The sequence below is a fragment of the Streptococcus sp. HMSC065H07 genome, from assembly GCF_001837325.1.
Taxonomy (GTDB): Bacteria; Bacillota; Bacilli; order Lactobacillales; family Streptococcaceae; genus Streptococcus; species Streptococcus salivarius_H.
Genome location: NZ_KV832038.1, coordinates 318,294 through 345,226, shown reverse-complemented (window position 1 = coordinate 345,226; position 26,933 = coordinate 318,294). Strand labels below are relative to the sequence as shown.

The 26,933-nt window shown below is 39.2% G+C and carries 33 protein-coding genes; 6 read left to right on the top strand and 27 right to left on the bottom strand.

All coding sequences use genetic code 11. The annotated features are described in order from the left end of the window. Nucleotides 1-87: 87 nt before the first annotated feature. From HMPREF2637_RS07845 to HMPREF2637_RS07820, 6 genes are all read right to left on the bottom strand, one after another. Nucleotides 88-729, bottom strand: coding sequence for a GDSL-type esterase/lipase family protein (locus HMPREF2637_RS07845; protein ID WP_064523361.1), 642 nt, complete (start codon nt 727-729; stop codon nt 88-90). A gap of 26 nt (nt 730-755) precedes the next feature. Further along, nucleotides 756-1,367, bottom strand: coding sequence for a CPBP family intramembrane glutamic endopeptidase (locus tag HMPREF2637_RS07840; RefSeq protein ID WP_064523359.1), 612 nt, complete (start codon nt 1,365-1,367; stop codon nt 756-758). A gap of 103 nt (nt 1,368-1,470) precedes the next feature. Next, nucleotides 1,471-1,833 (bottom strand): hypothetical protein, encoded by a 363-nt coding sequence (locus HMPREF2637_RS07835; RefSeq protein ID WP_060971544.1) that lies wholly within the window; start codon nt 1,831-1,833, stop codon nt 1,471-1,473. Between the two features lie 4 nt (nt 1,834-1,837). Then, nucleotides 1,838-2,215 carry a hypothetical protein gene (locus tag HMPREF2637_RS07830; protein WP_064523356.1) on the bottom strand — a complete coding sequence of 126 codons (378 nt, stop codon included), beginning with the start codon at nt 2,213-2,215 and terminating at the stop codon, nt 1,838-1,840. A gap of 12 nt (nt 2,216-2,227) precedes the next feature. After that, nucleotides 2,228-2,590, bottom strand: a complete 363-nt coding sequence (locus HMPREF2637_RS07825; protein ID WP_064523353.1) for a TIGR02328 family protein — start codon at nt 2,588-2,590, stop codon at nt 2,228-2,230. Next, nucleotides 2,587-2,979: a YbgA family protein gene (locus HMPREF2637_RS07820; protein ID WP_064523350.1), complete on the bottom strand. Its 393-nt coding sequence runs from the start codon at nt 2,977-2,979 to the stop codon at nt 2,587-2,589. Before HMPREF2637_RS07820 ends, HMPREF2637_RS07825 begins: the two co-directional genes overlap by 4 nt. A 173-nt stretch (nt 2,980-3,152) precedes the next feature. Here HMPREF2637_RS07820 and HMPREF2637_RS07815 point away from each other — a divergent pair, with 173 nt between their 5' ends. After that, nucleotides 3,153-3,572, top strand: a complete 420-nt coding sequence (locus tag HMPREF2637_RS07815; RefSeq protein ID WP_045771841.1) for an SP_0198 family lipoprotein — start codon at nt 3,153-3,155, stop codon at nt 3,570-3,572. A 99-nt stretch (nt 3,573-3,671) separates the two neighbouring features. After that, the gene (locus HMPREF2637_RS07810) at nt 3,672-3,869 is read left to right on the top strand and encodes a hypothetical protein (RefSeq protein WP_045771842.1); all 198 of its coding nucleotides are present in this window, start codon (nt 3,672-3,674) and stop codon (nt 3,867-3,869) included. Nucleotides 3,870-4,126: 257 nt separating this feature from the next. Here the strand turns inward: HMPREF2637_RS07810 and HMPREF2637_RS07805 are convergent, their stop codons facing one another. From HMPREF2637_RS07805 to HMPREF2637_RS07795, 3 genes are all read right to left on the bottom strand, one after another. Continuing rightward, entirely contained in the window at nt 4,127-4,876 is a 750-nt protein-coding gene (locus HMPREF2637_RS07805; protein ID WP_070839853.1) for a CPBP family intramembrane glutamic endopeptidase, read from the bottom strand. A 96-nt stretch (nt 4,877-4,972) separates the two neighbouring features. Continuing rightward, nucleotides 4,973-5,284, bottom strand: a complete 312-nt coding sequence (locus HMPREF2637_RS07800) for a hypothetical protein (protein WP_064523345.1) — start codon at nt 5,282-5,284, stop codon at nt 4,973-4,975. A 110-nt stretch (nt 5,285-5,394) separates the two neighbouring features. Further along, nucleotides 5,395-5,982, bottom strand: coding sequence for a TetR/AcrR family transcriptional regulator (locus HMPREF2637_RS07795; RefSeq protein WP_002890542.1), 588 nt, complete (start codon nt 5,980-5,982; stop codon nt 5,395-5,397). A 155-nt stretch (nt 5,983-6,137) separates the two neighbouring features. Between HMPREF2637_RS07795 and HMPREF2637_RS07790 the strand changes: the two genes are divergently transcribed. Then, nucleotides 6,138-6,731, top strand: coding sequence for a class I SAM-dependent methyltransferase (locus HMPREF2637_RS07790; protein WP_014634181.1), 594 nt, complete (start codon nt 6,138-6,140; stop codon nt 6,729-6,731). A 182-nt stretch (nt 6,732-6,913) separates the two neighbouring features. Here HMPREF2637_RS07790 and HMPREF2637_RS07785 read toward each other — a convergent pair whose 3' ends face one another. The 6 genes from HMPREF2637_RS07785 to HMPREF2637_RS07760 form a co-directional block, all read right to left on the bottom strand. Beyond that, a complete protein-coding gene (locus tag HMPREF2637_RS07785) occupies nt 6,914-8,143 on the bottom strand; it encodes a dihydrolipoamide acetyltransferase family protein (protein WP_014634180.1) in 1,230 nt (409 codons plus the stop codon). A 10-nt stretch (nt 8,144-8,153) separates the two neighbouring features. Then, complete coding sequence (locus HMPREF2637_RS07780) at nt 8,154-9,185, bottom strand: alpha-ketoacid dehydrogenase subunit beta (protein WP_002890539.1); 1,032 nt, start codon at nt 9,183-9,185, stop codon at nt 8,154-8,156. A gap of 16 nt (nt 9,186-9,201) precedes the next feature. Further along, on the bottom strand, nt 9,202-10,275 hold the full coding sequence (locus HMPREF2637_RS07775) for a thiamine pyrophosphate-dependent dehydrogenase E1 component subunit alpha (RefSeq protein WP_048674343.1): 1,074 nt from the start codon (nt 10,273-10,275) through the stop codon (nt 9,202-9,204). Nucleotides 10,276-10,379: 104 nt separating this feature from the next. After that, nucleotides 10,380-11,720, bottom strand: a complete 1,341-nt coding sequence (lpdA, locus tag HMPREF2637_RS07770) for a dihydrolipoyl dehydrogenase (RefSeq protein ID WP_061652226.1) — start codon at nt 11,718-11,720, stop codon at nt 10,380-10,382. 566 nt (nt 11,721-12,286) lie between these two features. Then, nucleotides 12,287-12,490: a CsbD family protein gene (locus HMPREF2637_RS07765; protein WP_004182825.1), complete on the bottom strand. Its 204-nt coding sequence runs from the start codon at nt 12,488-12,490 to the stop codon at nt 12,287-12,289. Nucleotides 12,491-12,744: 254 nt separating this feature from the next. Next, a complete protein-coding gene (locus tag HMPREF2637_RS07760; protein WP_002890536.1) occupies nt 12,745-12,984 on the bottom strand; it encodes a GlsB/YeaQ/YmgE family stress response membrane protein in 240 nt (79 codons plus the stop codon). Nucleotides 12,985-13,683: 699 nt separating this feature from the next. Here HMPREF2637_RS07760 and HMPREF2637_RS07755 point away from each other — a divergent pair. Both HMPREF2637_RS07755 and HMPREF2637_RS07750 read left to right on the top strand, forming a co-directional pair. After that, entirely contained in the window at nt 13,684-14,709 is a 1,026-nt protein-coding gene (locus HMPREF2637_RS07755) for a DUF389 domain-containing protein (protein WP_002890534.1), read from the top strand. Nucleotides 14,710-14,812: 103 nt separating this feature from the next. Further along, nucleotides 14,813-15,694 (top strand): diacylglycerol/lipid kinase family protein, encoded by an 882-nt coding sequence (locus HMPREF2637_RS07750; RefSeq protein WP_061652228.1) that lies wholly within the window; start codon nt 14,813-14,815, stop codon nt 15,692-15,694. Nucleotides 15,695-15,986: 292 nt separating this feature from the next. On the opposite strand, the gene HMPREF2637_RS07745 is transcribed toward HMPREF2637_RS07750, so the two are convergent. The 12 genes from HMPREF2637_RS07745 to HMPREF2637_RS07690 all read right to left on the bottom strand — a co-directional run bounded on the left by HMPREF2637_RS07745 (nt 15,987) and on the right by HMPREF2637_RS07690 (nt 25,953). After that, entirely contained in the window at nt 15,987-16,676 is a 690-nt protein-coding gene (locus tag HMPREF2637_RS07745) for an alpha/beta hydrolase-fold protein (protein WP_037603943.1), read from the bottom strand. Then, nucleotides 16,657-17,673 (bottom strand): ABC transporter substrate-binding protein, encoded by a 1,017-nt coding sequence (locus tag HMPREF2637_RS07740; RefSeq protein ID WP_037603944.1) that lies wholly within the window; start codon nt 17,671-17,673, stop codon nt 16,657-16,659. The genes HMPREF2637_RS07745 and HMPREF2637_RS07740 overlap by 20 nt, the downstream gene beginning before the upstream one ends. A 20-nt stretch (nt 17,674-17,693) precedes the next feature. Further along, nucleotides 17,694-18,449 (bottom strand): ABC transporter ATP-binding protein, encoded by a 756-nt coding sequence (locus HMPREF2637_RS07735; protein WP_070839850.1) that lies wholly within the window; start codon nt 18,447-18,449, stop codon nt 17,694-17,696. 4 nt (nt 18,450-18,453) lie between these two features. Next, entirely contained in the window at nt 18,454-19,497 is a 1,044-nt protein-coding gene (locus HMPREF2637_RS07730; RefSeq protein ID WP_064523339.1) for a FecCD family ABC transporter permease, read from the bottom strand. A 127-nt stretch (nt 19,498-19,624) separates the two neighbouring features. Beyond that, nucleotides 19,625-20,374, bottom strand: a complete 750-nt coding sequence (locus HMPREF2637_RS07725; protein ID WP_064523336.1) for a CPBP family intramembrane glutamic endopeptidase — start codon at nt 20,372-20,374, stop codon at nt 19,625-19,627. Between the two features lie 48 nt (nt 20,375-20,422). Further along, nucleotides 20,423-21,262 (bottom strand): DUF4300 family protein, encoded by an 840-nt coding sequence (locus HMPREF2637_RS07720; RefSeq protein ID WP_064523333.1) that lies wholly within the window; start codon nt 21,260-21,262, stop codon nt 20,423-20,425. Nucleotides 21,263-21,391: 129 nt separating this feature from the next. Further along, the gene (locus HMPREF2637_RS07715; RefSeq protein WP_064523330.1) at nt 21,392-22,639 is read right to left on the bottom strand and encodes a DUF4767 domain-containing protein; all 1,248 of its coding nucleotides are present in this window, start codon (nt 22,637-22,639) and stop codon (nt 21,392-21,394) included. Between the two features lie 118 nt (nt 22,640-22,757). Further along, complete coding sequence (locus tag HMPREF2637_RS07710; RefSeq protein WP_064523327.1) at nt 22,758-23,030, bottom strand: hypothetical protein; 273 nt, start codon at nt 23,028-23,030, stop codon at nt 22,758-22,760. A 127-nt stretch (nt 23,031-23,157) separates the two neighbouring features. Continuing rightward, nucleotides 23,158-23,796, bottom strand: a complete 639-nt coding sequence (locus tag HMPREF2637_RS07705) for a copper homeostasis protein CutC (RefSeq protein WP_064523324.1) — start codon at nt 23,794-23,796, stop codon at nt 23,158-23,160. Nucleotides 23,797-23,837: 41 nt separating this feature from the next. Continuing rightward, a complete protein-coding gene (locus HMPREF2637_RS07700) occupies nt 23,838-24,662 on the bottom strand; it encodes a CPBP family intramembrane glutamic endopeptidase (protein WP_064523315.1) in 825 nt (274 codons plus the stop codon). Between the two features lie 49 nt (nt 24,663-24,711). Then, the gene (locus HMPREF2637_RS07695; protein ID WP_064523312.1) at nt 24,712-25,284 is read right to left on the bottom strand and encodes an HD domain-containing protein; all 573 of its coding nucleotides are present in this window, start codon (nt 25,282-25,284) and stop codon (nt 24,712-24,714) included. 99 nt (nt 25,285-25,383) lie between these two features. After that, nucleotides 25,384-25,953 carry a TetR/AcrR family transcriptional regulator gene (locus HMPREF2637_RS07690; RefSeq protein WP_021144459.1) on the bottom strand — a complete coding sequence of 190 codons (570 nt, stop codon included), beginning with the start codon at nt 25,951-25,953 and terminating at the stop codon, nt 25,384-25,386. 125 nt (nt 25,954-26,078) lie between these two features. Here HMPREF2637_RS07690 and HMPREF2637_RS07685 point away from each other — a divergent pair, with 125 nt between their 5' ends. Beyond that, nucleotides 26,079-26,921, top strand: a complete 843-nt coding sequence (locus HMPREF2637_RS07685; protein ID WP_064523309.1) for a DegV family protein — start codon at nt 26,079-26,081, stop codon at nt 26,919-26,921. Nucleotides 26,922-26,933 lie beyond the last annotated feature (12 nt).

Below are 26,933 nucleotides of genomic sequence, written 5' to 3'. Positions count from 1 at the left end.
CTCATTTCAATTTTTCACTTTTGACGTCTATTGTACTGTAATCAAGGGAAAAAAGCGAGTAAGAACTGGAAATTCTCTCATATTTTCTTAATGCAGGAGATATGGCTCCAGAACTTCAAAGACTTTTAAGTAAGCATTGGCATAAAGGTGGACGCCGTCATAGGTGTGCTCAGCCTTCTGCTCTTTTCTATCATCAACCAAATCAGCATTACAATTAATGAAGTGGCAGCCATAGGTTTTGGCAATTTCCTCAAGAGCCTGGTTACAGCGGTCAAGATTTTCAGGAGTCCGCAGTTTCATCCACTGGATAGATGCCGGTGTCTGCCAAGGCAGATGTAGATTGGCTGGGTAAAAAGCCATGAGGTGAATCTTGGTATGGGGCAATATAGCTAGTGTTTGCTCCAGAATTTGTCTGATATTTACCGTCATATGGTGGAACCACTGGTCTCCATAAGGGTCCTCGGTCATATCATTGGTACCGATATTGATGAAAACCTTGGCCGGTTGCAAATCCAAAAGTAGGGGATGGATATGTTGGAGAAATTCATCCGTATTCAAACCACTGATGCCTCGATTGTAGATGATATCGTCGATACTTCTACTCCTAGCGATTTCACAAATGGGAAAAAGCTCCATGAGAGAGGAGCCCGTGAAGAGCGTCTCTCCCTTGATAGCGACCTCATTTAGGTACTGATAGTTTTTAAGTTTGATATCTTTTAATTCATCCATGATAACTTTCTTCTATATAATTTTATCTAAATGAGGGAGAAGGCAAAGAGCAACCCTACAACCGTATTGGCCAAGGCGTGGATAAAGACACTTGGAAGAATGGACCCACTTGCTTTTTTCTCATTGATAGCACCAAAAACGTAAGCTATGAGACTGATAAAGACCAAAATGGCAAAAGCCTTAAGGTAACCAGTTAGTTGCATAAACATAAGTGCATGGATGAGACCAAATAAGAGAGACTGAACCAGATTTGCTCCTAGAAATCCTAGTTTTCCTTGCATCCTTTTTAATAGAAAACCTCTAAAGAAGATTTCTTCTGGCAAGGCAGTCCCTAAGATAGCATAGGCTAGAATAGCAGGAAGAGCTCCAATTCCATTTCCAGAAAAATCTGCTGTGGCCGTTTGGCTAGAGTCAAACCAACTAAAGACCACAATCGAAAAAAGAAGAAAAAGTAGACTAATACCCAAAATGGTCAGTAATAATTGCCTCTTCTTCTGACTCTCAACTTTCTTCAACCCAATCCAGTCAAAGAAACCGACCTTTTTCCTGCTCCAAATTAACCAAGTGATAAAAGGAATGACAGAGACTATGAGCAGTTCCATAATACCGCTCATCAGTTTAGACATAAATAGGGTCATGAGTTTGTCCTCCATTTCTAATCAAAAGACAGCTTCGTTCTTTTGAAAACGATTACCTTTACACCTTGATTATACTACTTTTAGGGGAAGAGAAAGCTCATTCTCACCAATCTTGCCAGGTTTCTTTGGCACGAATCACACGGTCTTGCTTATAGTCAATATGGTAAACACGCCAACCACCAATCCAATCGTCCTTCAGCTTGTACTCAACACTTCCTTGAAGATCACTCCCCTTGCCTAAGAGTTTCTCAACTTCTTTTCTCGTCATGCCCTCAAGCTGATACTGCCGGTGAAAACTCCACATGAATTTATGGCGCATGTGATCTGGAGTACGAGCCCATTTTTCAGGCGTAAAAACTCGGTCACGAGGGACAATGATTGCAAAATGAACCAGACAAATGATTTCGATAATTAAGCAAAAGCCTTTTCGCCGTTTTCGTCTGGTTTCTGGGGTAAGGTAGGCCATAGGATTACCTTACTTTCTCTTGTTTCCAATGGTCGTCCAAAATCACTGAGTGCTCTTTCGAAAAGCGAATAAGGATATCTCTGGCAACTTGTTGAGATACACGTGCGACATTGGTTAATTCTAATCCTAGCTCAGGTGTGTCATGTTCCAAGCGATACTTGTCATCCTCGTATTCAACAAAGATAAAACTCATTGCCCCTTTTTCGCTATAAGTGAGATAGAGACTATCGTAGGATACTGGAAGTTGCACCAAAGCATCCCAGATATCACTGTCACTTGGGTTTGTAATCGTCGCATAGTCTACCTGATCAGCTGTCGAAATACGCATGACAAGGCCTTCTGCTGCTTTCTTTTTAGATGCTAACCACTTAAATAAATGCATCGTTTTCCTCCTTTAGATGACGATTCCTTTTTGCTTGAGATTGTCCAGACATTCCTGTAAATAGGCAGCATCATGCTCTGGGTAGATGATGACTGGTAATGTCTCCGCTTCAAGCTTATCGTAGGCTGGCATCTGTTTGCCTCGATACTCCTTGTCCAACCACTCTGGGCTAACACGATAGCCACGTTCCGTCATTTCTTGCATAATGAGTTCATGGTATTTAAACAGGCGATATGGAGAATAATCAAAAACATAGTTAACCGTAGCGTGTTTGCGTTGCCAACCCTTGCCACGAAGGGCACAACATTCTCGGTGTTGTCCTAATAGTTGCTGACGAGGTAGTTTTGCAATCAAGTCTTGATGCCACAGTCTCATTTTGAACCCCCATTAATTAAGGTTGACTCCTCCAGATAACGATTAGGATATGTGATTAGGAGCTCTTTGACGGATTCCACCAAACAATGCTGAGGAATTTGGCCTACTGCATAGCTATCCAGTTGGGCCATAAACTTTTCCTTTTCGCTGGCGGTTGCTTTCTTCTTAAAATATCCCCAGATATGTTGGAAGGCATTGACGACCTGACCGGGATTTTCAGGAAGGTTAAGTGCTTGATCAATGTAGGCTTGAACCTGATCCAAACTAACCTCTTCATTCTTGAGATAGTTACGGATTTCCAAGTAAATCTTGTTTGAATGGCTGAGCACCAGATACTTATTGGCTGCCCATAGTTGCTCGCACTGGCGACGTGGATTAGTAGTTGTCATTAGGAACCTTCCTTCTTGCTTTTTATCAGTATAGCATAGTTTAAATGGGGATAATAGATTATGCCTTTGAGAATCCGAAAGAGTGATTTCCAAGTATTTTCAGAAAAGGTTTTTGCTTGGTTTGTTTGTAAGCGTTTGCTATACTTAAGGTATCAAAGAAAGGAGACAAGCCTATGACATTGTCCAAAAAACTCACACTTTCTCTTGCCTCTATGGCAGTTCTTGGTCTTTTAGCAGCCTGCTCAAACCAGAAAGCTCAAACACCTGAAAGCTCTGCTAGCACCCAACAAAGTTCAAGTAAGGTTTCATCTTCACAAAGTTCTGAAGCCTCTAAACAAACTGAAGGGCTAGATGGCACCTATAAAGGGACTGACGAAAATGATCGCATTACTCTTACCATCTCTGGAAATACTGGAACTTGGGAAGAGGACGAGGCAGATGGCGAGAAGGAAAGCAAGCCTGTAACAGTTAACTCTGACAATCAAAGTCTGACAATCGGTGACGACACCAAATACTATAAACTCGATGGTAATCAACTGACTATTGAAGATGACGACCATGATCCAAATGATACGGTTGTCTTGACGAAATAAAATGAAAAACCTTAGCCGAACCGCTCTATGGAATTTAGCTAAGGTTTTTTATGTTATACTATAGGCAGAAAGAAAACGGATACAAAGAGGAGGTTGATGATGACTCAAAGAAAATTATGGGTGACGCTATTTGTTGTGTCGATTATTGTAACTCTTATTGGACTGGGATTTTCTGTCTATAACTATTATGTCTTTGATAAACCCTTTATGACTACCACTACAAAAGGTTTACTAGCAGCCTTTTTCCTGTGTGCGACAATGGTTGCTATTAGTCTATCCAAATCAAATAAGAAGTAAAAATAAGAAAGAGGTATAAGTTTGCGGAATTATACCTCTTTTCATACAACATTACTTAATCTTGTGTTTATTCATTTTTTCTTCAAAGATGTCTGTCATGATTTTACAGAGCTCTTCTCTCTCTTTTTCAGCCTTTTGATGATGAAATGTATCCTTGGCCAAACGAGTCACCTCCTAAAAATGAAACTGTGTCATTATATCAACAGATAGGAAAGAAAAGCTCCCACCGAAATTCAGTGGGAGGTTCAACTCTATTTCTATGATTTTCGTACCGCCACCAGCCAAGAGGCTAGTAGGATTTCGAAAATAACCAGAAAGATAATCTGAGTAAGAGAGCTCTGAACCAGCATAAGGACAGCCAGACTATCGATCAGCATGTGAGCGAGGATACAAGGAGCAGCTCCTTTCGAATACTCTTTGAGAGCTCCAAATAGAAAAGTATTTCCTAAAATCATCAGGTAAAAAACGAGATAGTTGGAGGAACCTGCTGTAATCCAAGGGAGTTGATAGATAGGGATATGCCAGAGGAACCAGACAATGGAAAGAACCATCATTTTAGTTATAAAGTGCTTACTAAAGTAAAGATGTTCTTGTAAAAACCAACGCCAACCTACTTCTTCCAGCCCCCCATATAAAAAGGTCCAGGGAAAATATAGTAAGAAGGCCAAGAAGGTGTTCCCAGTAAAGCTAACATTCCTGAGAAAGAATGAGATTCCATAGTAGATGACTGGAATGAAGAGAGCTAGAATCCAGGACAGGGGACTTTCTTTTTGAAGAAAGACCTTTTTGAAGAATTCACCCAAGGATTTGACTTCACTCAACACAAGAGAAAAGACAGCCGCCATAATCAGGGGAACACAGTTCATTAGGATAAACAGTAGTGAGGCACCCAGACTACTCCTGTCTGGGAAACACCATAGGATAACTTGCCCTACTATATATGTAGCAAAGAGGGCAGACAGTACATACCAGATAGCGACTGATTGTTTTGAAATAAATTTGCTCATTTTTTCTCCGTAACGGGATGGTAAAATTGACAGTATCTCTTTTTTATGGAAGGTTAATTCGTAATTGTAGAAATAAATACATTGTCTTTAAAAATCTTATTTAATCTTGTGTTTATTCATTTTTTCTTCAAAGATGCCTGACATGATTTTACGGAGCTCTTCTCTCTCTTTTTCAGGAAGGTCCCCTTGGCGCTTAGCCGCTGCATAAAGTTCAGGATATTGCTTGGCTACACGCTCGACTGTCTTAGTCGTCGCATGCCCTCTGACAAAGAAAGGAATGCGTTTAATCCATTCTTGTGGTACGAGAGCGAGTAACTTCTTAGCCGCTTCCTTATCAGAAATCTCAGCTGTGCTCAAACCTTTTTCGATTTGCTTTTGTTCTTGTTCTGTAAAATCTTTTAATTCCATAACTTGCTCCTCTTTATCTCTATATAGTAAATTTTACACCCATGCATGAGAATATACAACCGATTGAGATGGGATGTTGCTAGCTGTGAACAATAATAGAATTAGGAGAATCATGATTTCTTTTTTCCTAAAATACCGTACAAAAAGATCTGATGAATTTGCTCAACCTCTGTCTCTAAATTGTCACTATGGGATAATTGATTTCCCATACCATTAAGAGCATCCATGACATTTAAGATAAGCTCTGTCGATAGATCTTCAGCAATAAGGCCCTCTGCTTTTCCGAGATGAATATAAGCACGATAGATGTCACGTTTTTTTGCAGTGATTGCTTTCGTTAGGAGAGTTGAGAAAACAGAATCTTCCACCATTTTATCTTGAAAATAGTCCGAGATTTGCTGACTCATTTTCTCCTGACATAGGTCTAAAGCCTGGTCTAATTTTGTATTAAAAGCTAGATTACTTTTTAAAATATCCTCGGCTTGCTGGGTTATTTCTTCAAACAAGTCATTAACACAGAGAGTTACCAAGTTATCTTTGCTCCCGAAATAATTGTAGATAGAAACAGGAGATACTTCTGCTGCCTCTGCAATAGATTTTATACTCGTTTCCTTAAAACCTTTGTCTTTAAACAAACGCAAAGCTGCTTGAATAACCGCTTGCTTCTTTTTCTCAGTCGTCTTTTGATATTGATTCATGTGAATACCTCTGTTATTACCAATTGTAGCATAAGTTTGAAATATATGTGTATATATTTCATTTTTCCTTGCTATTCTTACTTGCTTTCTCTATAATAAAGTTTGAATTTAAACCATCTATATTTCAAACTTTATTTTCAAAAATGGGAGGGAACATGCTCATTCAATATCTTATAAAGCAATCTAGAAATCCGAGTGGTCTTGTTGGCCGAGTGATTACCAACATCTGGTCATCCTATTTTAAGGAACTCAGCCTTTGGGCAATAAAACAAACCACTATCCCTAACAATAGTCGTATTTTAGAAGTCGGTTATGGCGGTGGTAGCACTATCAAAAACCTACTTGCTTTAGATAAAAATCTTGACATTCATGGCATTGATATTTCCAAGGAGTCTTATCAAACTGCTAAACGGATGCTTTTAAAGTCAATAGACAATGATAGTGTCCAGCTGATGGTTGGCAATGTCGAAAACCTCCCCTACCAAAATCATTATTTTGATTTAGTCTTTGCTATTCAAACACATATTTTCTGGAAAGATTTAAAAGAGAGTTTTCAGGAAATCTATAGAGTCATGTCCAATCATTCTATTCTGATTATTGCTTCCGAAAAAGAAAAAATTAAGTATCATATGACAGATTATGGAACAAGTTCTGAATTGAGTCAGTTATTAACAAGTATTGGCTTTTCAAAGATTGAAGAAAGACAAAATCACAAATGGGTTTTGTATATTGTTATTAAAAGACATTAGGAAATTGATAGACAAATTCCCACTTGACTTAAGAAAAGCTCTCCCCCTTAGCAACACGAAAAGAGAAGACTAACTTAGTCTTCTCTTCATACTAGGTTGTGGAACATCAACAATTACTTTACTTTTATACCTCTAGTAAGTCCTATTCGTCCACAATTGCATCTTACAAATGGATAATTCTGTTAGAAAATAAGGAGATACGGGTCTTCAAGATAAGATATAACTTGTGCTAAAAATTCAGCTGCTGGAAGGCCATCGATGATTTGATGGTCGAAGCTCAGACTCAATGGAAGATAGTCTTTTTGAACAACCTCTCCCTCCTCATTAAACGCCAAAGCTTGTTGAGTTGCTCCTACTCCAAGAATTGCCACCTCTGGGGAGTTAAGGATTGGTGTGAAGTATTCTACACCTGGCCCCCCTAGGTTCGTAATTGAGAAAGTAGAACCACTATATAGGTCAGATGGAAGTGTACCTTTTCGAGCTTGATTAGCCAGAGTCTTAATGCTTTGACCAAGATCTGCTAAAGTCATACGGTCTGCGTCTCGAATCACAGGGACAACCAAACCATCATCCAAAGCTGTTGCCATACCAATATGAATGCGTTCTTGAATCTGATGAATGCCGCCACCATACCAAGCATTCAAAGCTGGAAAATCTCTCAAAGCTTTGGTTACTGCTTTAGTTAATAGAGTTGTGATACCTAGTTCACCATTTTCAAGTGGAGTATGGACCTTGGCCTTAAGTTCTTTACGGAATTTCAAAAGCTCAGTTAAATCAGCCTTACGATGGAGTGTCACTTGAGCAGAAGAATGAAGACTGTTCATCATACGTTCGGCAATAATCTTACGCATGCCTTGGAGTCCCTCACCGTATTGACCTGAGGTCATATCTTGTGGTAGAGGTTCAACGACCTTATCAACAACAAGACTTGGTTGGTAAGCTTCTACATCACGTCTTGTAATACGACCATTTCCACCTGTCCCCTTAATAAGAGAGATATCATAGCCTTTCTCAGCAGCCATCTTACGAGCCACCGGTGTAATGAAAATGCGTTCCCCACCAGTACGAGCTATAGGTGCTGTAGTAGATTTAGGACTAGACGGTGTTGAATCTTTAGCGACTTCAGTTGGAGCTTCCTCTTGTGCAGGAGCCTCTTGGGTTCCTACATCCTCTCCTTCCTGACCAACCCATCCAACGACTTCCTTACATTTAACTGTAACACCTTCACCATGCACAATGTCTAGAACAACCCCAGAAGCAGGGGATTCGACTTCACTAGTCAATTTTTCAGAACTAATTTCCAATAAAGGCTGACCACTTGTTACTGTATCACCAACTTGGACCAACCACTTTTGAATGAGTCCTTCAGTCATGGTTAGGCCGAGCTTGGGCATTAAAATTTCTGTTGCCATAAGCGCCCTCCTATCCTTTCAAGTCCTGAATCAATTCATCAGCTACTTTCAAAACCTTATCCGCATCAGGGATATAGGCTTGTTCTAAGTTTGTCGCAAATGGAACAGGAGTATTTGGAGCACAAACACATTTCACTGGTCCATCAAGATAATCAAAAGCTTTATCTGAAACTACAGATGCAATATCAGTTGCAGTATTGTTATGTGGATTGGCCTCATCCACAATAATTAAACGACCAGTTTTCTTCACGGAATTTAACACTGTTTCTTCATCCCATGGAGCAACTGTACGAAGATCAATCACTTCTACAGAAATGTTGTCTTTTGCCAAGCGGTCGGCGACCTCATAGGCTACATACAACATTTTACCAATTGTCACAATTGTTAAATCCTTACCTTCTCTACGAACGGCAGCCTTACCAATTGGTACAGTATAGTATTCTTCTGGCACTTCCCCTTTTAAGCCATAGAGGGTTTTGTCCTCAGAAAAAATAACAACATTATCATCCTCAATTGACGCCAGTAGTAAACCTTTAGCATCATAAGGGGTAGCAGGAACGACCACCTTAATACCAGGAATCGATCCAAATAAACCGTAATAGGATCCAGAGTGTTGCGCAGCAGCTGAAGCTCCTGCCCCGTGCATAGTACGAACAACCATCGGAACTTTAGCTTTACCGCCAAACATGTAACGCATCTTAGAAGCCTGTCCTAATAGGGCATCAAAACAGAATCCAATAAAATCATTAAACATTAACTCTGGTACAGGTCTTAGTCCCGTAAGCGCCATCCCCACCGAAGCTGATAAATAGCCGTGCTCAGAAATCGGAGTATCAATAACACGTTCCCTGCCATATTTCGGCATCAATCCTCGTGTGATACCCATGACACCGCCCCAGGCATCCTCGTTATTATTTTCTAAGTGTTCAACATTAACACCACCTGAGATATCCTCTCCTAGGAGAACAACTCGCTCGTCTCTTTCCATGGCTTGATCGAGCCCTTCATTGATGGCTTTCATAAATAATGTTTCTCTAGTCATTATGAATCCTCCTCAATCAGTCTGCAAATACGTCTTCGTAGAGAGCTTCTTCTTTTGGAATTGGACTCTCTTGAGCAAAGTGGATTGCATCTTCAACATCTTTTTGTGATTGGGCAACAATCTCATCCAATTCATCTTGGCTAAGGATACCCTTTTCAGTTACCAGGTCACGAAATACTTCCAAGGCATCCACATCTGCCCATTCTTTTTCGATTCCATCTGGTGCTTTGTATTTTTGCTCATCTCCTTCGAAATGGCCATGGTTACGATAAGTAATAGCTTCAATTAACGTTGGACCATCTCCACGACGCGCACGTTCAATGGCCTCTTTAGCCACTTGATAAACAGCAAATAAGTCCTTACCATTAACGCGAACGCCAGGCATATTGTAAGCTTGTGCACGTTCAGCAATTGTTGGAGAACCTGATGAATACCATTGTGGTGTTGATTCTGCAAAAAGGTTGTTTTCATTTACAAATACCACAGGTAGATTCCAAATAGAGGCCATGTTTAAGCACTCATGAAAATTACCTTCATTGGCAGCACCATCACCAAAGAAACATACAGCAACATCATCAGTCTTTAGATATTTGTTGCGCATAGCAGCCCCAGTCGCAAGACCAAAGCCTCCGCCTACCATACCATTAGCACCAAGGATTCCTTTATCCAAGTCAGCGATATGCATAGAGCCACCTTTACCTTTACCAAGCCCAGTAGACTTACCAAAGATTTCAGCCATCATTTTTTTAAGGTCTCCACCTTTAGCCACACAGTGTCCATGTCCTCGATGTGTGCTAGTAATGTAGTCTTTATCAGTCAAGTTAGCACATACCCCAGTCGCAATAGCTTCCTCACCTGAGTAAAGGTGAACAAATCCTGGAATTTGACCGATTGAAAAGAAATGTCGTGCATTTTCTTCAAAATTTCGAATATCGCACATAGTCTTATACATGGATTTAGCCTCTTCTTTTGAAACATTTTCCACACCAAGATCATGGGCAGTTTGAACCTTAACTTCTTCCTTGGTTAAGGTTTGTCCCTGATGTTTTTCTTTCATTAGGGCTTGTGGCAATTCTTGATAATGTGTCATATTGTTTCCTCCTTCTATAGAGAGCTTTATAAAAAACAAATATTATTGACAGATATATAGATTTGAAAAAATGAGAATGGCTGTGCTAAACCTATCCATCGACCTTAGGACCTTAAAATCAGTCTTGCAACCTCCTGAACCAACTCAGAAATTGTTGGATGTGCAAAAATTGTCTTATCAAGCTGATCAAGTGTTCCTTCAGCATCTTTCAAGACAATCAAGGATTGTAGAATATCAGTTGCATGTGGACCAACGATAACGGCACCTAATAGTAGGTGATAGCGTTTTTCGGAGACAATTTTAACAAAACCCTTTGCTGAATTAGACGCAATGGCTCGACCATTATAAACATAAGGAAGTTGACCAACTGATATATCATATCCTTGTTGTACCGCCTCCTCTTCTGACAAGCCAAAGGAAGCAATCTCCGGCGTTGTAAAGAGCGACCGTGGAACACTTGAATTATCAACCGGTTCCTCAGCCTGACGACAAATGGCTCGAACAGCTTTGATTCCCTCGCTACTAGCAACATGAGCTAACATATATCCAGGAATCAAATCCCCAATCGCATAAACACCTGATTGAGATGACTCGTAATAACTATCTACCTTAATAAAGCCTTTTTCGGTCAGCTCCAAGCCCATCATTTGGGCTAACTCAATATTTGGCTTACGCCCTGTTGCTACAAGTAAGTTATCATAAGAGTAGGACTTCCCATCTGCTAAAATTACAGCATTTTCTTGAACCCTATCTATGCTAACTCCCTCCAGAATAGTAATTCCAAGTTGTTCCATCTTTTCTCTAATAATGGAACGTGCTTCGTCATCTTCAGTTGCTAAAATTGTTGGTGCAACCTCTATCACTGTCACATCCACACCAAGTGGAGCCATGGCAAAAGCTAACTCAACGGAAATAATACCTCCACCAATGATAACCAAACATTGAGGAAGTTCCTTTAAGTTGAAAAAGCTATCTGTTGTCAAATAGTTAACATCGTTAATACCAGGAATAGGAGGAATAAATGGATGACTCCCCGTCGCCAAAATAACAGACTTACCTGAGACTCTTTCACCATTAACTTGGAAGGTTTTATCAGAAATATAAGCTGCCTCACCTTCAATATAGGTGATACCTAATTGTTTAAAACTTGATTGAATACCAGACTGTAGTGTTGCTACGACTTGATCTTTGCGAGCAACAAGTTTTTGAAAATCAAGATTATCATTTAAAACGGTCACTCCATACTGAGAGGCTTCTTTAGCAGCTAATAGCCAATGGGCATGTTCAAGATAGGCTTTAGATGGGATACATCCAACGTTCAAACAGGTGCCACCTATGGAGTTTTTCTCAATGACAGTTACCTTTTTACCTAAACGGGCAGCTTCTTCAGCAGCAACATAACCACCAGGACCTGCCCCTATAATGAGAATATCACATTGACTCAAAACAATACTCCTTTCTAGAATGGAAGTCGGCTGTTAGCCGAACCACTTCAAGTAGGACAAAAACTCGGAGATATTTGAAAGCGCTTTCTATGCTTCAATTATAAAACTAATACTTATGAAAATCAAGTAATTCACTGAAAATGTGATGTTTTGGTGGTGAAAACATTCACAAGAAATGCAAACGTTTGCCATTCTCTAATCGGGATGATGTTAGCACTTATACTTTGCTGATTTGTATAAAAACTAGAAAAATACAAATCTCCCCCAATCATTAAATAATTCTTCAAAATGTTATAAAAAACACTCTAGCCTCTATAGCTTGGATAAAACTATAGAAATTAGAGTGCTTTTACTATTAGAAAGAATATGTATATGGAGTTAAAAAGGAATTTGAATTAATCTAAAGAAAGTTGATTTTTCAACTGAATAATATTATAAGAATATCGATTTGTAGTTATTTTGAAAGTAATCTTATAAGTGAGTAATTAGGAGTAGAATATGACAACTCTATTTTTTTGTAGAGTAGCTTTTGTAGCTTTTATGTGAAAAATCAATTGACTATTTAATTATTTATCGTCCTTTTTAATCATATTTTTCACACCTTCGATAGCTCCTTCAACAGCATCTTTGGCATCTTCGGCAACTTCTTTCACTTTTGAGACTGCTTTTTCAGCAGCACCCTCTTTTTCTGTTTTTTTATCACCAGTTACTTTTCCGAAACCTTCTTTAATAGCGCCTTTAGCTTGGTTAAGTTTTTCTTCTACTGACATAATTTTATCCTCCTTTGGACATAAAGATTTTTAAATATGAACGCTCTTAAACAATACATTCAAATTTTTAAGTATAACAAGATAAGTTAAATTATAGCTTTTGTGTTGAAGTCGAGTCATAAACAGCTTGAACACCCTCACTAATGTTATCTTTATTTGCTGATAAACCATTAGCTAGTCCATGTTTACCACTTTTTTAATTTATCGGCACTAAGTTTGAGTTGATTGGAGTCTTCCTGTCGAAATATTGAAAATTATTCTTTTTTTCCTAAGAAAAATGATACTACTGCAACAACAATAACTGCCCCTAAAATTGATGGAACTAAGGCCATTCCAGCTAGTCTAGGCCCCCAAGAACCGAAGAGTGACTGTCCAACAGATGAACCAATTAAACCTGCAAAGATATTGGCAATTATTCCCATGGAACCTCCCTTTTTAGTGATTCCACCAGCAATAAAACCTATAAAGCCTCCGACAATAATAGCCCAAAGCATAATGTCTCCCCCTTTCTAAATAGAGGAAAGTTAGATTGTTTGGAAAATCAAACCATCTAAAGAGTTACATTTTAGCTAAAACATTTTTTATATTAATCTTAACAATCATAAGATTAATGTTAGTATATACCTGTTAATAACAGTATAAGTTAATCAAATTGATAAGTCAATGAAAATGTTTGCGCTTACACAAAAATAGACATAAAAACCATCATCGACCTTTGCAATCGCTTGCATAGTTTTACAATTTCACTTATCTCATTTTTTTATTAAAAATCTACAAATACTTCTACTATTATTAGGCCTTCCTCTAAATGGATTGATTTATGAATAAAAAGTTTGATTAAACTGGTACATTCATATGATTGATTAGCATTTTAGTCACAAAATAAAATAGCCCTAAGACGTTCGAGTGACGAAAGTAAAAATAAAATGTATAATTGAGACATGTAAACCCTTACACATTTTTCTTTAAATAGTAAGTATCTAACAAAATAGTATAAATAATACACCAAACACTCCATCACTTTCAGTAGGAGTTTAAAATTAATATGGAGTAGTGAATTGATTACAAATTGAAAGTAGAATATAAAACACACCCAGGTAAAGAAGTTACAATAATAATGGCCGATGATTTAGATACGTCGTCAAAGAGTGAGCTTAAAAAGTTGACTATAGTAACAAAAAGGAAGTACTGTTATGGAAAAAGTTTTGAAGGATGGTAAACTTTATTCTCTAATAGAATTTAGGGACAAAATCTATGAGGATTTAGATTTATCAAAAAGTGACTTAACCACTTTATTGTGTGCGATATTGATTGCATCTATTGGTTTGAATATGAATTCTATTCCAACAATCATAGGGGCAATGTTGATTTCTCCATTGATGACACCTATCCTTGGAGTAGGTTTTGCGTTAGCAATATTAGATACAAAACTTCTCAAAAAATCGTTTAAAGTTCTTTTTATTCAAGTTGCAGTAAGCCTTTTAGCTTCTACACTTTATTTTTTACTTTCGCCCATTTCTTACGCAAGTACGGAAATTATTGCTAGAACTTCGCCCACAATTTGGGACGTTGTAATAGCATTCGTCGGTGGATTAGCCGGCATTATTGGAGCACGAAAGAAAGAAGCTAATAACATTGTTCCTGGTGTCGCCATTGCAACTGCTCTTATGCCACCCGTTTGTACCGTGGGGTATTCTATTGCCACAGGAAATCTTGAGTATATGATAGGGGCGTCATATTTGTTCTCCATTAACTGCAGTTTTATTATGATTGCTACATATATTGGCACTAATGTGATGATGGTTAATAATCCTTATGTTAAACATAATCGTAAAGCCTCTAAAATGCGAAAAATATTAATTCTAGTCTCGCTTGTTCTTATTATTCCAAGTTTAGCTTCTGCAACTACCTTAGTTAGAGATACGCTAATCAATGAGTCTATCAATAATTATCTATCTGATCAATTTGAAAACCATACTATTTTGAAAAAGAAATATAGTAAAGAAAACAATACACTAAAGCTAACCATTTCAGGTAAATATCTTTCAGAAGCTGAGTTACAAAGTATCATTAACAAACAAAATGAATATGGTTTGAAAAATATCTCGATTCAGGTTTCACAATTAACAAATGATAGATTAACTGAAAAAGAATTAGTCGACTACATCATTCAATATAAAAACGATGATGATCTTCAACAAATAGAAAAGGATAAGTAAAAAGAATCCCCAAATAACAACAAGTAATGTGAGATATTAATTTGATAAGCATAAGAAACCGTTGAAAAGTATTGTCACTAGTAGTCCATAGGAGAAAATATCAATGAAAAAAGTAATGATAATTATTAATCCAACTTCTGGAGGAGAAACAGCATTAGATTATAAAGAGAGCTTGGAGAATAAGGCTAAAGAGTATTTTGATTATGTTGAAACTAAGATTACGCAAAAAGCCAAAGATGCAACTCAATTTGCTGAAAAAGCCTCTAAAGAAAAATATGATGCAGTAATTGTTTTTGGTGGAGACGGTACTGTAAATGAGGTTATTTCAGGGATTGCTGAAAAAAATCACATTCCAAAACTTGGGATTATTCCTGGTGGAACTGGTAATTTAATCACTAAGCTATTAGAAATCAACCAAAGTATTGATCAAGCGATTGAAGAACTTGATTTCAATTTTACTAAAACCATTGATGTTGGAAAAGCTAATCAAAATTATTTTGGCTATATTTTTAGTGTTGGATCTTTACCAGAAGCTATTCATAACGTTGATATTGAAGATAAAACAAAGTACGGTATCTTTGCATATGCAATCAATACGATGAAGTCCGTTGTGGAAGACGATATATTTAATGTTCGTATTGAAAGCGAAAATGGCAATTATGAAGGTGAAGCTAGTCAGGTCCTAGTTCTTCTATCTAATTACTATGCAGACAAAAAACTATTTGATGAAAATACAGATGGATATGGAAATATCTTGATTTTAAAAGATGCATCCATCATTTCTAAATTATCGACTATCCCAGATTTGTTAAAAGGGGATCTAGTAGGTAACGATAATATCGAATATATCAAAGCGCGTAATGTTAGGATTTCTTCAGAGGTTGAGTTAGAGTCAGATGTTGATGGAGACAAATCGGATAATCTTCCAGTAGATATAAAAATACTAGGGAACCATATCGAAGTATTCTCAGGCACCAAAGTATAGTTTTTTCCCTTCTACTTCTCCAACAAAAAAGTTTTAAATGATATAAGTTACTGCATCAGCAACAATAATAGTCTTATCCTTTTTGAAGTTAGGATATAAGTCAAAAGTAAGTAAATTACTTTTAATATACGGAGTTAAGGCGTTTTTTGATTCATGTCTAAAAACTTTTCGGAAGCATCAACTGTGATGGCAGTTTTCGAGCATAACAAAAAGTAGTGAAGAGATTCCATCGTCGGAATTTTCTTCACTACTTTTCTTCTCTCTTTCCTACTCAATCACCAATAGCAGCATTTCAGAGTTTCCACTCTTCAATCAACCAGTCCGAAAAAGCATCATATCTTTCTTGGAGATTATCATGATGACCGTAGGGGTCAAATGCTGAATAAGTGGACAAGCACTGTTTTTTGATGCATTCATGTACTTCTTTGGCAAAGCTAGGAGCCTTGGCCAGTCTATTCTTATGATTAGCCCCTTCGGTCAAACCGTTACGTAAATAGACCGAGCAAGACTTATTAAGAAGCTGATGGGATTGGCAGTAATCTACAAAATCTGGATACCAGAAGGATCCACAAATGGAAAAGATAAAAGGCATCTTATCACTGCTATAAAGACTGGAAATAGCAGCCAGTCCACCCAGCGAGTAGCCTCCGTAAGCCATACGACTGTCATCCAGTCTAAACTCCTCTTGGATGCTATTTAAAATATGGCCAAATAGATGGTCATGATAGCTGGCTAGCTTGCCACCAAAATCAGGACTTCCAGGTCTCAAAGCCTGAGCATACCAAGGTGTAAAATCATCCAAGCGATTCTTGGGCTCAAGGCCTATCAGGATAACAGAATCCGCTAGTTTTCCCAGATAATCCAGTTGTCCATCGTTCAGAAAAACAGCTGGATAAGTCTTAGTAGCATCATAAGACTCAGGAAGGGCAATCGTCACTCGAATGCCATGGCAGACAAAGTCTTTATTTATTAACAAAGTCATTAACCTTCTCAAGAGAATCAATCACAGATGGACCGTAATCCATAAGCTCATCATAAGAAATAGTCATGATTTTCTTGTTTTTAACGGCTGGTACATTTTCAAGAACAGCGTTCTTTTCCATCTTGTCTGTAGCATCCTTGTCCATGGCCTTATTACGGTCACTAGTTACATAGATAATCAATTCTGGTTCCATAGACACGAGATTTTCCAGAGTCAAATCTGATGTTCCTGTCGCAACATTGGTATAGCCAAGCTGATTAAGCATACTTTCTTGAAGGGCAGATTTGTAAGTTCCAAAGGTCTCATCGTTGTAGGCACACATGATCAGAGCCTTCTTCAAGTCTTTGTCAGAAGACTTGTTTTTCTTTTTAACGGCGTCGATACGCTTTTGGAGTTGTCCTGCATACTTGTCTGCCTTGTCTTGAACGTTGAAAATGTCACCAATATTTTTAACATCTTCGATGATATTATTCAAATCTTGTTTGGTTGTTGAAACAGAAGCTTTTTGCGTATAGACGGGAATGTCGTTGTTGTTCCACGTGCTGATGGTTCCCATTGATTTGTCTGAGAACATCATGTTACGACCAATAAGGGCATCAGGTCCGTAAGCCAAGATGACTTCTTGAGAGATGGTCTTCTTATCACCGACATGTGGGATTGAGGCAATGTCTTCCTTATATTTATCGGTTACTTCATTGTCAGGGTTAAGCATACCGACAATCTTGTCTTTTAAACCAAGCTCAATCAAGATTTCCGTTGATGAAAGGTTGTTTGTGATAACCTTTTCTGGTACCTTTTTGAAAACTTGATCTAGCTCAGTTCCTTGATCGTCATAAGTTTTAACGGTCAAAGGATACTGGGTTTCTGAGTTAGTCTTTTTCACCGTTTCTTTTGCTGCTGATGACGATGATGTGCTGTTTTTATATGTAGAACTGCATGCTGTCAATGTGAGGACTGCTGCAGCGATTAATGCGATACCAAAAGTTTTCTTGTTCATAAGGCCTTCCTTTCCTAGGCTTATAAATACTGAATCATTGCCTGCTGGTCATCCGTCCAGGTAATACGACTCTGAACATCATAAACCGCCTGCAAGGATTGTGGGGTTACGGCATCCCTTGGGACACCTTGGGCAACAATCTCACCCCCTTTCATTAAGTAAATATAATCTGAAAAACGACAGGCCAATTGAATATCGTGGAGAACTGCGAGAACATTAATGCCGAGTTCCTTGACCAAGGCCAACATCTCCAACTGATACTTAATATCCAAATGGTTGGTAGGCTCATCCAATAAAAGGAGTTTGGGTTCCTGAGCCAAAGCACGCGCTAGGATAACTCTTTGTTTTTCGCCACCTGATAAGGACGAATAATAGCGTGTCTTCTTTTCAGACATGCCAACCTTGTATAGGGCATCCTGGACGAGCAAGTGGTCCCGCTCCGATTCTTTTTGTAGAAAGGAAAGATGGGGCGTTCGGCCAAGCATGACAATTTCTTCCACCGTGCAATCAAATTGAAGGGTGTTAAACTGTGTCACAACGGCCATTTCTTTTGCAGTTTCCTTTAGGCTTACCTGATCTAGGCTTTTTCCATCAAGTAAAATCTGACCGCTATCTGGTTTCAACTGGCGATAAATGGTTTTGAGCAAGGTTGATTTTCCACTCCCATTTGGTCCTAGTATGGTCTGGAATTGCCCACCTTCAACCTCTAGAGAGACACCGTTTAGGATTTTTTTCTCTCCAATCGAATAATGAATATCCTTACACTTTACATCCATAAGTCTAAACCACCTTCCTACGATTTTTAGTCACAATATAAATAAAGAAAGGTGCGCCAACCAAGGCTGTAAAGATACCGATAGGTAACTCCGCATTTTTAACGAGGATTCTAGCCAAGACATCTGCCCAAACCACAAACAAGGAACCTAGGAGAGTTGCTACTGGAAAAAGCTTACGATAATTAGTCCCGACTAAACTTCTGGCAATATGAGGGGTAATCAAGCCCACAAAGCCGATAATTCCACAACTAGCAACCAAGACGGCCGTTATGACTGCAACGATGGCGATATAAAAATACCAATAGAGTTTAAGTGGAATCCCTAAAGTCAAAGCTGTTTCATCGCCCATCATCATGGCATTGAAGACACGATACTGAGTTGAGAAAAAGAGAAAGGCCAAACCAACCACTACTGCTGGAAGCATCAAATCTGACCAAGATGTTCCTGTCAATGAACCCATGGTCCAAAACTTAATGGTCATGACACTATCTGCTGTCGCTCCAATAGAGATTATAAAATTGGCAAAGGCAATAAAGAGGGCATTAACAACCGTTCCAGATAAAATCAAGCCAGATGTGGTCACTCTCCCCTGCATAGAGGCAATAATTAGGACAAGAACTGTCGCTAGGATAGCCCCCACAAAGGCACCCAAGCCTACTACAGTTTTAAGGCCTAAAATGATGGCAAAGGTTGCTCCAAAAGTTGCTCCTGCCGAGATGCCTAAAATGTAGGGTTCGGCAATCGGATTATTAACGGTTGACTGCATGACACTCCCAGACATGGAAAGGCCTGCACCGACTACTAGCCCTAGGAGAACCCTCGGAACTCGCATATTCCAGATAATAGCTTCAAGTGGTTTGGCTATGCTTTGACTGGCAATCGGAAACCCCAATTTTCTGAGGATGACACCATAGGTATCACCTATATCTATAGTGACCGCTCCTAAGGATACTGCAACAAAAACTGACGCTACTACTAAAAATAGAAGCAAACAGAGCAGGCTTAGGTAGCGGGAAAAAACAAGATGTTTTGTTTTTTTAAAAGGCATTAGCACCTCCTTTCCACCTGTAATGTCAGAAAATTTTGACAATACCTTTTTAGTATAACATGCCTCAAAAAGATGGGCAAGGTCATCTGAGTATTACATAGAAAAAAGAGCAGTCACTTAACTACTCTTAGGATTTAACCTTCTCCAAACTGCTACTAGCAATTCTCATGGCAAGAAGAATTATCAACACCTTAATCACAAGTGATAGCCATACGCTCTCAGTTGATGACAGTTGCGATAAAGCATTGATCAACGCATGTGTCATCACACAAAGCCAAAGGCTTCTGGTCTTTGTATAAATAGCGGATAAGATGAAACAATTGCTTAATAAGCCTAGCAAAAATGGTAGCAAATGAACCGTGGCCATAGACCCATCAATATAAAAATAGAGTAAATGCCATAGTGACCAGGCTACAAAGGTACACAGCGTAGACACTAGATAGGTCAACTTTTCTTGCAAAGTAGGCTGGAAAAAATGGCGCCAACCAATTTCTTCGATTCCACCAAAGACGAGGGCTTTTACAAATAAAATTATGGGGAAATACCAAGTTGGAATAATCATTTCCCCACTAAAGACCTGTGGTAAAAAATCCAAACCTATAAAAATGAGGACTAAGAGATAGTTAAGAGGAGCTTGTTTGACTTGGAAAAAATCTCTGACAAGCTGTTTAAAACTGGAGTGATAATAGCGGATACTAATAATTGCTCCCCAAATGGCTGATGACAAGCCACCTAACATAAGGGTAAAGAGGCCAATTGGAGTCCCATAATCAACCCTAACTTCTCCTGCTCTTAAAATCAAGACAATGAGACTAGCTAATAAAATTTGCCCAAGGGTCCCCGCCAGATAAAGCGACAAGGCTTGTTTTCTTTTCATTTCTTCATTCCTTTTTCTCCACTATTAAAACCGTCGTCCCACCTTAACCTAGTCCATATCCACCCATTTGCCATTGTCCATGATAAAGGGTTTGGCTAGACCTGGTCCAGTATAGTCCTTGTACTTGGTTGTGAGATACTTGTAGCAATCTTTTTTGCTGGCAAATTTTATGGCTTGGTAGGGCTCTTCAAAGGTCAACTTTTCAACAAATAAGTAGCCATCCGTCGTAGGCACCAAGACTCCGACGTGACCAACAAAAAGGGAATCACCATCCAAATTATCGTGGACAACAACCGACAGCATGCGTGCCTTGTCATCAAAGGTGAACTGCTTGTAGTAATCCTCCATGTGCTTGGCATGAACCTTGACATCTTGGGTGGCCTCAGTCTTGACCCTTGAAAAAAGAATCTCAAAATTTTCCTGGTCCTTGGCATTAAAGAGCTTGCCCTTGTCAATGGCGTCCTTGTCTTGGAAAAGGAGCTCAGTATCACTTTTGACTTGAGGAATCTTGATTTTGCCTTTCAGTAGCGTGTAGGTGTTGATACGGCAGTTGGTACCGATAAAGTCACCATGATTGGCTGTCCACAGGCTACTGATTTTTTCCACATCATAGTCTGTTTTGGTAAATGGCGCAAAATCCCCAGAAAGTCCAACAGTACCCACGGTATCATTGTAATCCCTAACCAGATTGATAAAGTTATCCACACTCTCCTCGTCCAAATGTTTCGAGAGAATGGAACGCACCTCATTAAGACTGGCCTTGCTATTAAGGTTGGAGTAGCTTGGTTTTTCCTCCTTTTTGTGGAGATGTGCAAAAACTGCTAAACCGACAAGTAGCAGGCTAGAGATAGATAAAAGAATTAGCGTCTGTTTTTTCAAAGTTTTCATAGGCGCCTCCTTGGCTTCATTATACCAGATTTTGACAGCTACTTATTCTCAGAATACTTTTCCACAAGAAAAAGCCTTGTTGCCAAGGCTTTAGATTGAAGATATGCTTTTTCCTAACCTATCAAACCATCACTTGTCATTCACAATATTGGCAAAGGCTTCTTGAATATCCTTATTATTGGTAGGGTACATGTAATACATGTTTTCAGGATTTCCCTGATTTTGCATGGAAACTAGGACTACTGGTTGACCTTTATGGATGGTGAAATGGTAGAGAATCATGGTGGAACCTGAATACCCGTAGCTGTCTACAATGATATAGTCGGCTGTCCCTGTACCATCGTCAGAAAAGGCAACGTCTACCTTTTGTTGGTTGGTCATTGGGGCATTTTGTTCAGTCTTTTCACCTACAATAATGCGGTTATTTTTAGCAAAAGACATGGCACCAAAGAAATCATCACTTCCGTTAGGTGTTAGCCTTCTATAACTTTCTTGATTCATCTTGTGCCCAAACTCCACCATGTAACTTGCGAGCTTGGCAGCCTTGTCACTATCCCAAAGGGCTGTCGTATTGGTTGGGCTAGTCTGGCTGGACTGGCTCTTGCTTTTCACTCTGTAATAAAACGTGTAAACCACCCCTGGCCCAGCAGACTCTGGAATTTGAACCAAACGATCTGTGTCTTTGACAGAATTGTCCGGAGACGGTGCTGCTTGATTGGCTGGCACAGGCACAAAAGGATTGACCCCATGCCCTGGACCATTGTCCGCAAAATAAAACATAGGCTGACCATTGAAATCTTTAACGACAGTCTTGCCATCAGTACTTCCTGTCTCTTCAGACTTTGTGAGCCCTGACTTGGTAATGGTCACAACATGACCACCGTCAGAAACCCAGTCACCTTCGATACTTGAAAAATCACCATTTCGAATAGCATCCACATCCATGGCAGGCGTTTTGGCTTCTGATGAGTCATTCTGACTTTGAGAACTAGAGTTTGAAGACGACTCAGAAGCTTTTGAACTCGATTGTTTAGACTTGCCTGAGGAAGACGTTTGACCAGTCTGACTGCTTGACGAAGAGACCGCAAGGGATGACATTTGTTGAGCTTGTGAATGAAGGGAATGCCAAGCAAAAATGGCACCACCACCAAGAAGCGTCATACAAGAAACTGCAAGAACTGACGCTGCGACCTTATGAGTCACAACATACTGACTTAAGGTTTGCCAAAAGCTCTTCTTAGATGCTAACAATAAGCTCTCTACTTCTGCTCGATTGGCCAAGAGACTACCATTTTGTATCGCCTCGTCGACCTCTGTCATCTTTGGGCGACGTCCATAAATCTTTATAAAATAGGTTAACCATTCTTCTGCTTTCATCTCATCTCCTTTTTGAAGCGTAATAGTTTCATTGTAGCATAAATTGGGGATTCTAGTTGACTTGTAGAAAAGAAAAAACTGCAAGCCAGTAGCCGCAGTTAGTGTATAAACTTGATCCTTATTTCTGAGTATTGACAAGTTTTTTTAGATAAGTATAGCCCAGATAGAAAAAGAAAAGCGCTAAAAGAATAAAGAACCCCATGACGAGTTTGGTCCCACCTAATTGATAAGCAATGTAAACAAAAGTATTAACCTTAATCTGACCACCCGTTTTTTCCAATAGCGAAAGGCTCTGTGAGTAATAGTGACCAAGCCAAATAGCCCCTAGCCCTAATAACGGATAAATAATGACACCCAAGATAGGGTTCTTTTTTAACAAATTATCTAACATACATCCCCCAATTTTTTTAATGCTATAGTAATAGCTTACCAAAGAATGACTAGAAAAGCAAAGTGCCTTTTTCAGTCCACAAGAAAGCTAAAAGGGACCGAGCCGATAAGCTGGTTCCATTGTAAATCTAAAAGACGACACGTGTTCCATGAACTTGCTCAAGACCAGGTATGGCAAGAAATTGATCACGATTAGCCACGGAGATACCACCTCCTGCTAAAATATCCAACTGACAATCTGCTAGCTGAACCAATTCTGAATAACGTTTCAAGCGTAAGTCTAGAGCAGTCTCCGGAGTTCCAGCACGGGTGAGCAGACGCGTCACACCGTGGTGGTTCTTAAGCCACTGAATAGCACTAGGCTGAGCTGCTTTAGGGATTTGGTCAAAGGCCATATGCATGGTGACCTCTAGGTCTCGACTAGCATCTAGCAAGGTCTTTAGAGCTTCTGTATCGAGTTGGTTTTCTGAAGTCAAAGCACCTAGTGCAAAGCCGTCAACACCCAATTCACGCGCACACTTGATATCTTCTAGCATGATAGCTAATTCCTGCTGGCTATAGACAAAGTCGCCCCCTCGTGGACGAATCATCACAATCACCTTAGCCTGATAATCCTTGGCCAACTCAACAGCCGTCTTTATGACACCATAAGAAGGTGTCGTGCCTCCAACAGCCAGATTATCACACAACTCCACGCGTTGAGCACCGGCTTGAAAAGCTTTTTCTAAGTAAGTCACATTCTCTGCACAAAATTCATATATTGGCATACTGAACCTCCAATTAGTTGTAGTAGCAAGGGGATTGACTTTCAGTTTTTCTTTTGATAAACCCATAACACTATAGCAAATGATAGCAATTGCCATAGAAGGATTCTCACAATCTGCAAACTATCTGCTTCAGAATTTGAAATCACATGAACTAGATTCGAAGCAAGATTATTGAAAAAATGATCTCCTAACCCAAACCATAAGGAACCTGTCATTTTGTAGAGTAAGGACCATTTGATACTCATCATTCCCGCTAAGATAACATAGCCAATGCCCATGACGATGAGATTTACGAGTGACGATTCTCCTTGAAGATAATCTCTTAAGGGCATTACCAAGTGCCATATTCCAAATAGGAAGGCTATAAAGAATAGACTCTTGCGGTACGAAAGCCCTTCAAGAATTTTTGTGAAAAGGCCACGAAATATTCCTTCTTCCATCCAGACATTTATCAGGTTAAACAACACACTTGAGAGAATAAGTAAGATTCCTGCTTGAGATACTTTTTCGTTTGTTAAGGAAAAACCACTGGCGTAAAACGATAAGTGAACATTGCCATGAAGAAACAAGAGAACAATGCACTCAACTGTATATGCAAAGACGGAACACACTAAACCAAAGAGCAGGCCCTTCCCTATACCACTCACGGTTCCGTCAGGACTGAAACCAATATCTTTCCATCTTAAATTACAAATTGAAAGGACTCCCCACAGTAGAAGAATTCCAAAAAGTTTATGTAGAAAATTCTCAGATAAGAAGGTTTCATCCGTCCTCATATAGAAGTATTCAATTAGCCTTGCTACTGAGCAGATAACAAATATAATTGAACAACTTAAAATAGGTTTCTTTATTAGTTGATTTAGCATATCTTCCTTTCAAATAAGTCTTTTATAAAAGTTAATTTCAATATTTCACTCAGTCCAATTCCTTCTCTAGTTCTTTTAGAAAGGTGATTAAAAATTGATGGCGACTTTCTGCCATTTGTTTGGCAGTCTCCGTGTTCATTTCATCTTTTAAGAGGAGCAACTTGTCGTGGAAATGTTGGACGGTATCAGTAAGGGATCTCCCTTTGCAGCCACCATAGGAAAAAGTTCGCGCAATTCCTACAGCTCCTATCGCATCCAGGCGGTCTGCATCCTGGACAATCTTGCCTTCTAACGATTCTGGATGTTTACCGCGATTTTTGCTGAAAGAAACAGCATTGATAACCCGACAAATCTGGTCGATTTGCTTTTTAGGAGCACCAATCTCTTCTAGAAACATGCGAGCATTAGCATTATTCTCTGTTTGAAACAATTTATAATCATCAGCATCGTGAAGAAGAGCTGACAAGCCCACTATCTCCAGATCACATAGACCTTCTGCTTGTGCGATTTTCATAGCATTGGTATAGACGCGAAGGGTATGAGCCACATCATGGCCATCCGCTCGATCAGCAAATAAGGTTTTAACATACTGCTTAGCAGCAAGAATTCGTTCTTCGATCATCGTTCTTGTCCTTTGTATAATCTGTGCACAGTTCTATCTATTCATTTGAACTAGTAATGGAAAGGTGCAGTTTACTTAAAAACCACCTCTCAGTGGCTACTACTTCTTCTTTTGTGGAAAAAGCGGGAGACCAAGTTTGGCAATCTTTTCAGCTGGGGTCTTCATGCCATCCTTGACCCATTTGGAAATCACTGAGACAATAGCTGAGCTCCAAAAGGAATTGAGGTAACTACCGGCACCATTTGATGAGCTACCATTTCGTTTTTCCAAAAAATCATAAACAGCTTTGGTCAATACTTGCTCAAAATTATAATCAATGGCAAGACTGATGATTTTGGCTTCTTTTTTGACTTCCTTAAGGAGATAAACCCAGACTTGGTAAAGATCCGTCTTGAGATTATAGCCGTCCAAGGACTTAGTAATCTTTGCAATGCTAGACTCAAAAATAGATTTCAAAATCTCTTCCTTAGAACCATAATTGCGATAAAAGGCAGCACGAGATACACCCGCACGCTCAACCAGTTCCGATATGGTAATCTTTTTAAAGTCTTTTTTCTCCAACAATTGCAGGAGAGAAATTTCGATGGATTCTCGTGTAATTGCTTTGTTTTCTTGGTTAAATCGTTTGAGATTTTCCAAGGATTTCTCTGAGATTTTTCTTTCTGCCATAACATTCACTTTCTATCTGTCACACCTGATGAGATCTGCTTTGATAGCAATGCACTTCATGATAAAATTGTAAAAGAAGACAAATAACTTGTCAATGTACATTATGCAGATATGAGGTGTAACCTATGAAATGGAAAATTATTGCGGATTCAGGCTGTGACTACCGTTCTTTGGACAATCTGGCACCAGATACGGAGTTTGTCAGTGTTCCTTTGACTATCCAAGTGGGCGAAACCATTTACAGGGATGATGCCCAACTCAGTATTGATCAAATGATGGAGGAAATGTATGCGACTACGACTGCTTCTAAGTCTGCCTGTCCGAGTCCTGATGATTATATGAAATCCTTTGAAAGAGCGAACAATATCGTCGTCGTGACGATTACTGGAACTCTTTCTGGTAGCTACAATAGTGCTGAAATCGCTAAGAAAATTTATCTGGAAGAGAATCCTGATACTAAGATTCACGTGATTGATAGCCTGTCAGCTGGTGGCGAGGTCGACCTTATCGTTCGTAAACTCAATCACTTAGTCGCTGAAGGCCTTGATTTTGACCAAGTCGTTGATGGCATCACAGCTTATCAAGCCAAGACTAAGTTGCTCTTTGTTTTAGCCAAAGTTGATAATTTGGTGAAGAATGGTCGTCTAAGTAAACTAGTTGGCACCGTTGTTGGACTCCTCAATATCCGTATGGTCGGTGAAGCTAGTAAGACAGGTACTCTTGAATTGCTTCAAAAAGCCAGAGGTCAAAAGAAAGCCATAAAAGCTGCCTTTGATGAACTCCTCAAGGCTGGTTATGCTGGAGGCCACATTACGATTGCCCACCGCAACAATGAAAAATTTATCGAGCAATTCTCTGAATTGGTTCGTGAAAAATTTGCCCAAGCAAGCATCGAAGTCCTTCCTACTTCTGGACTCTGTAGCTTTTATGCTGAAGAAGGCGGACTCCTTATGGGGTATGAAATTTAAGACGACATTGAA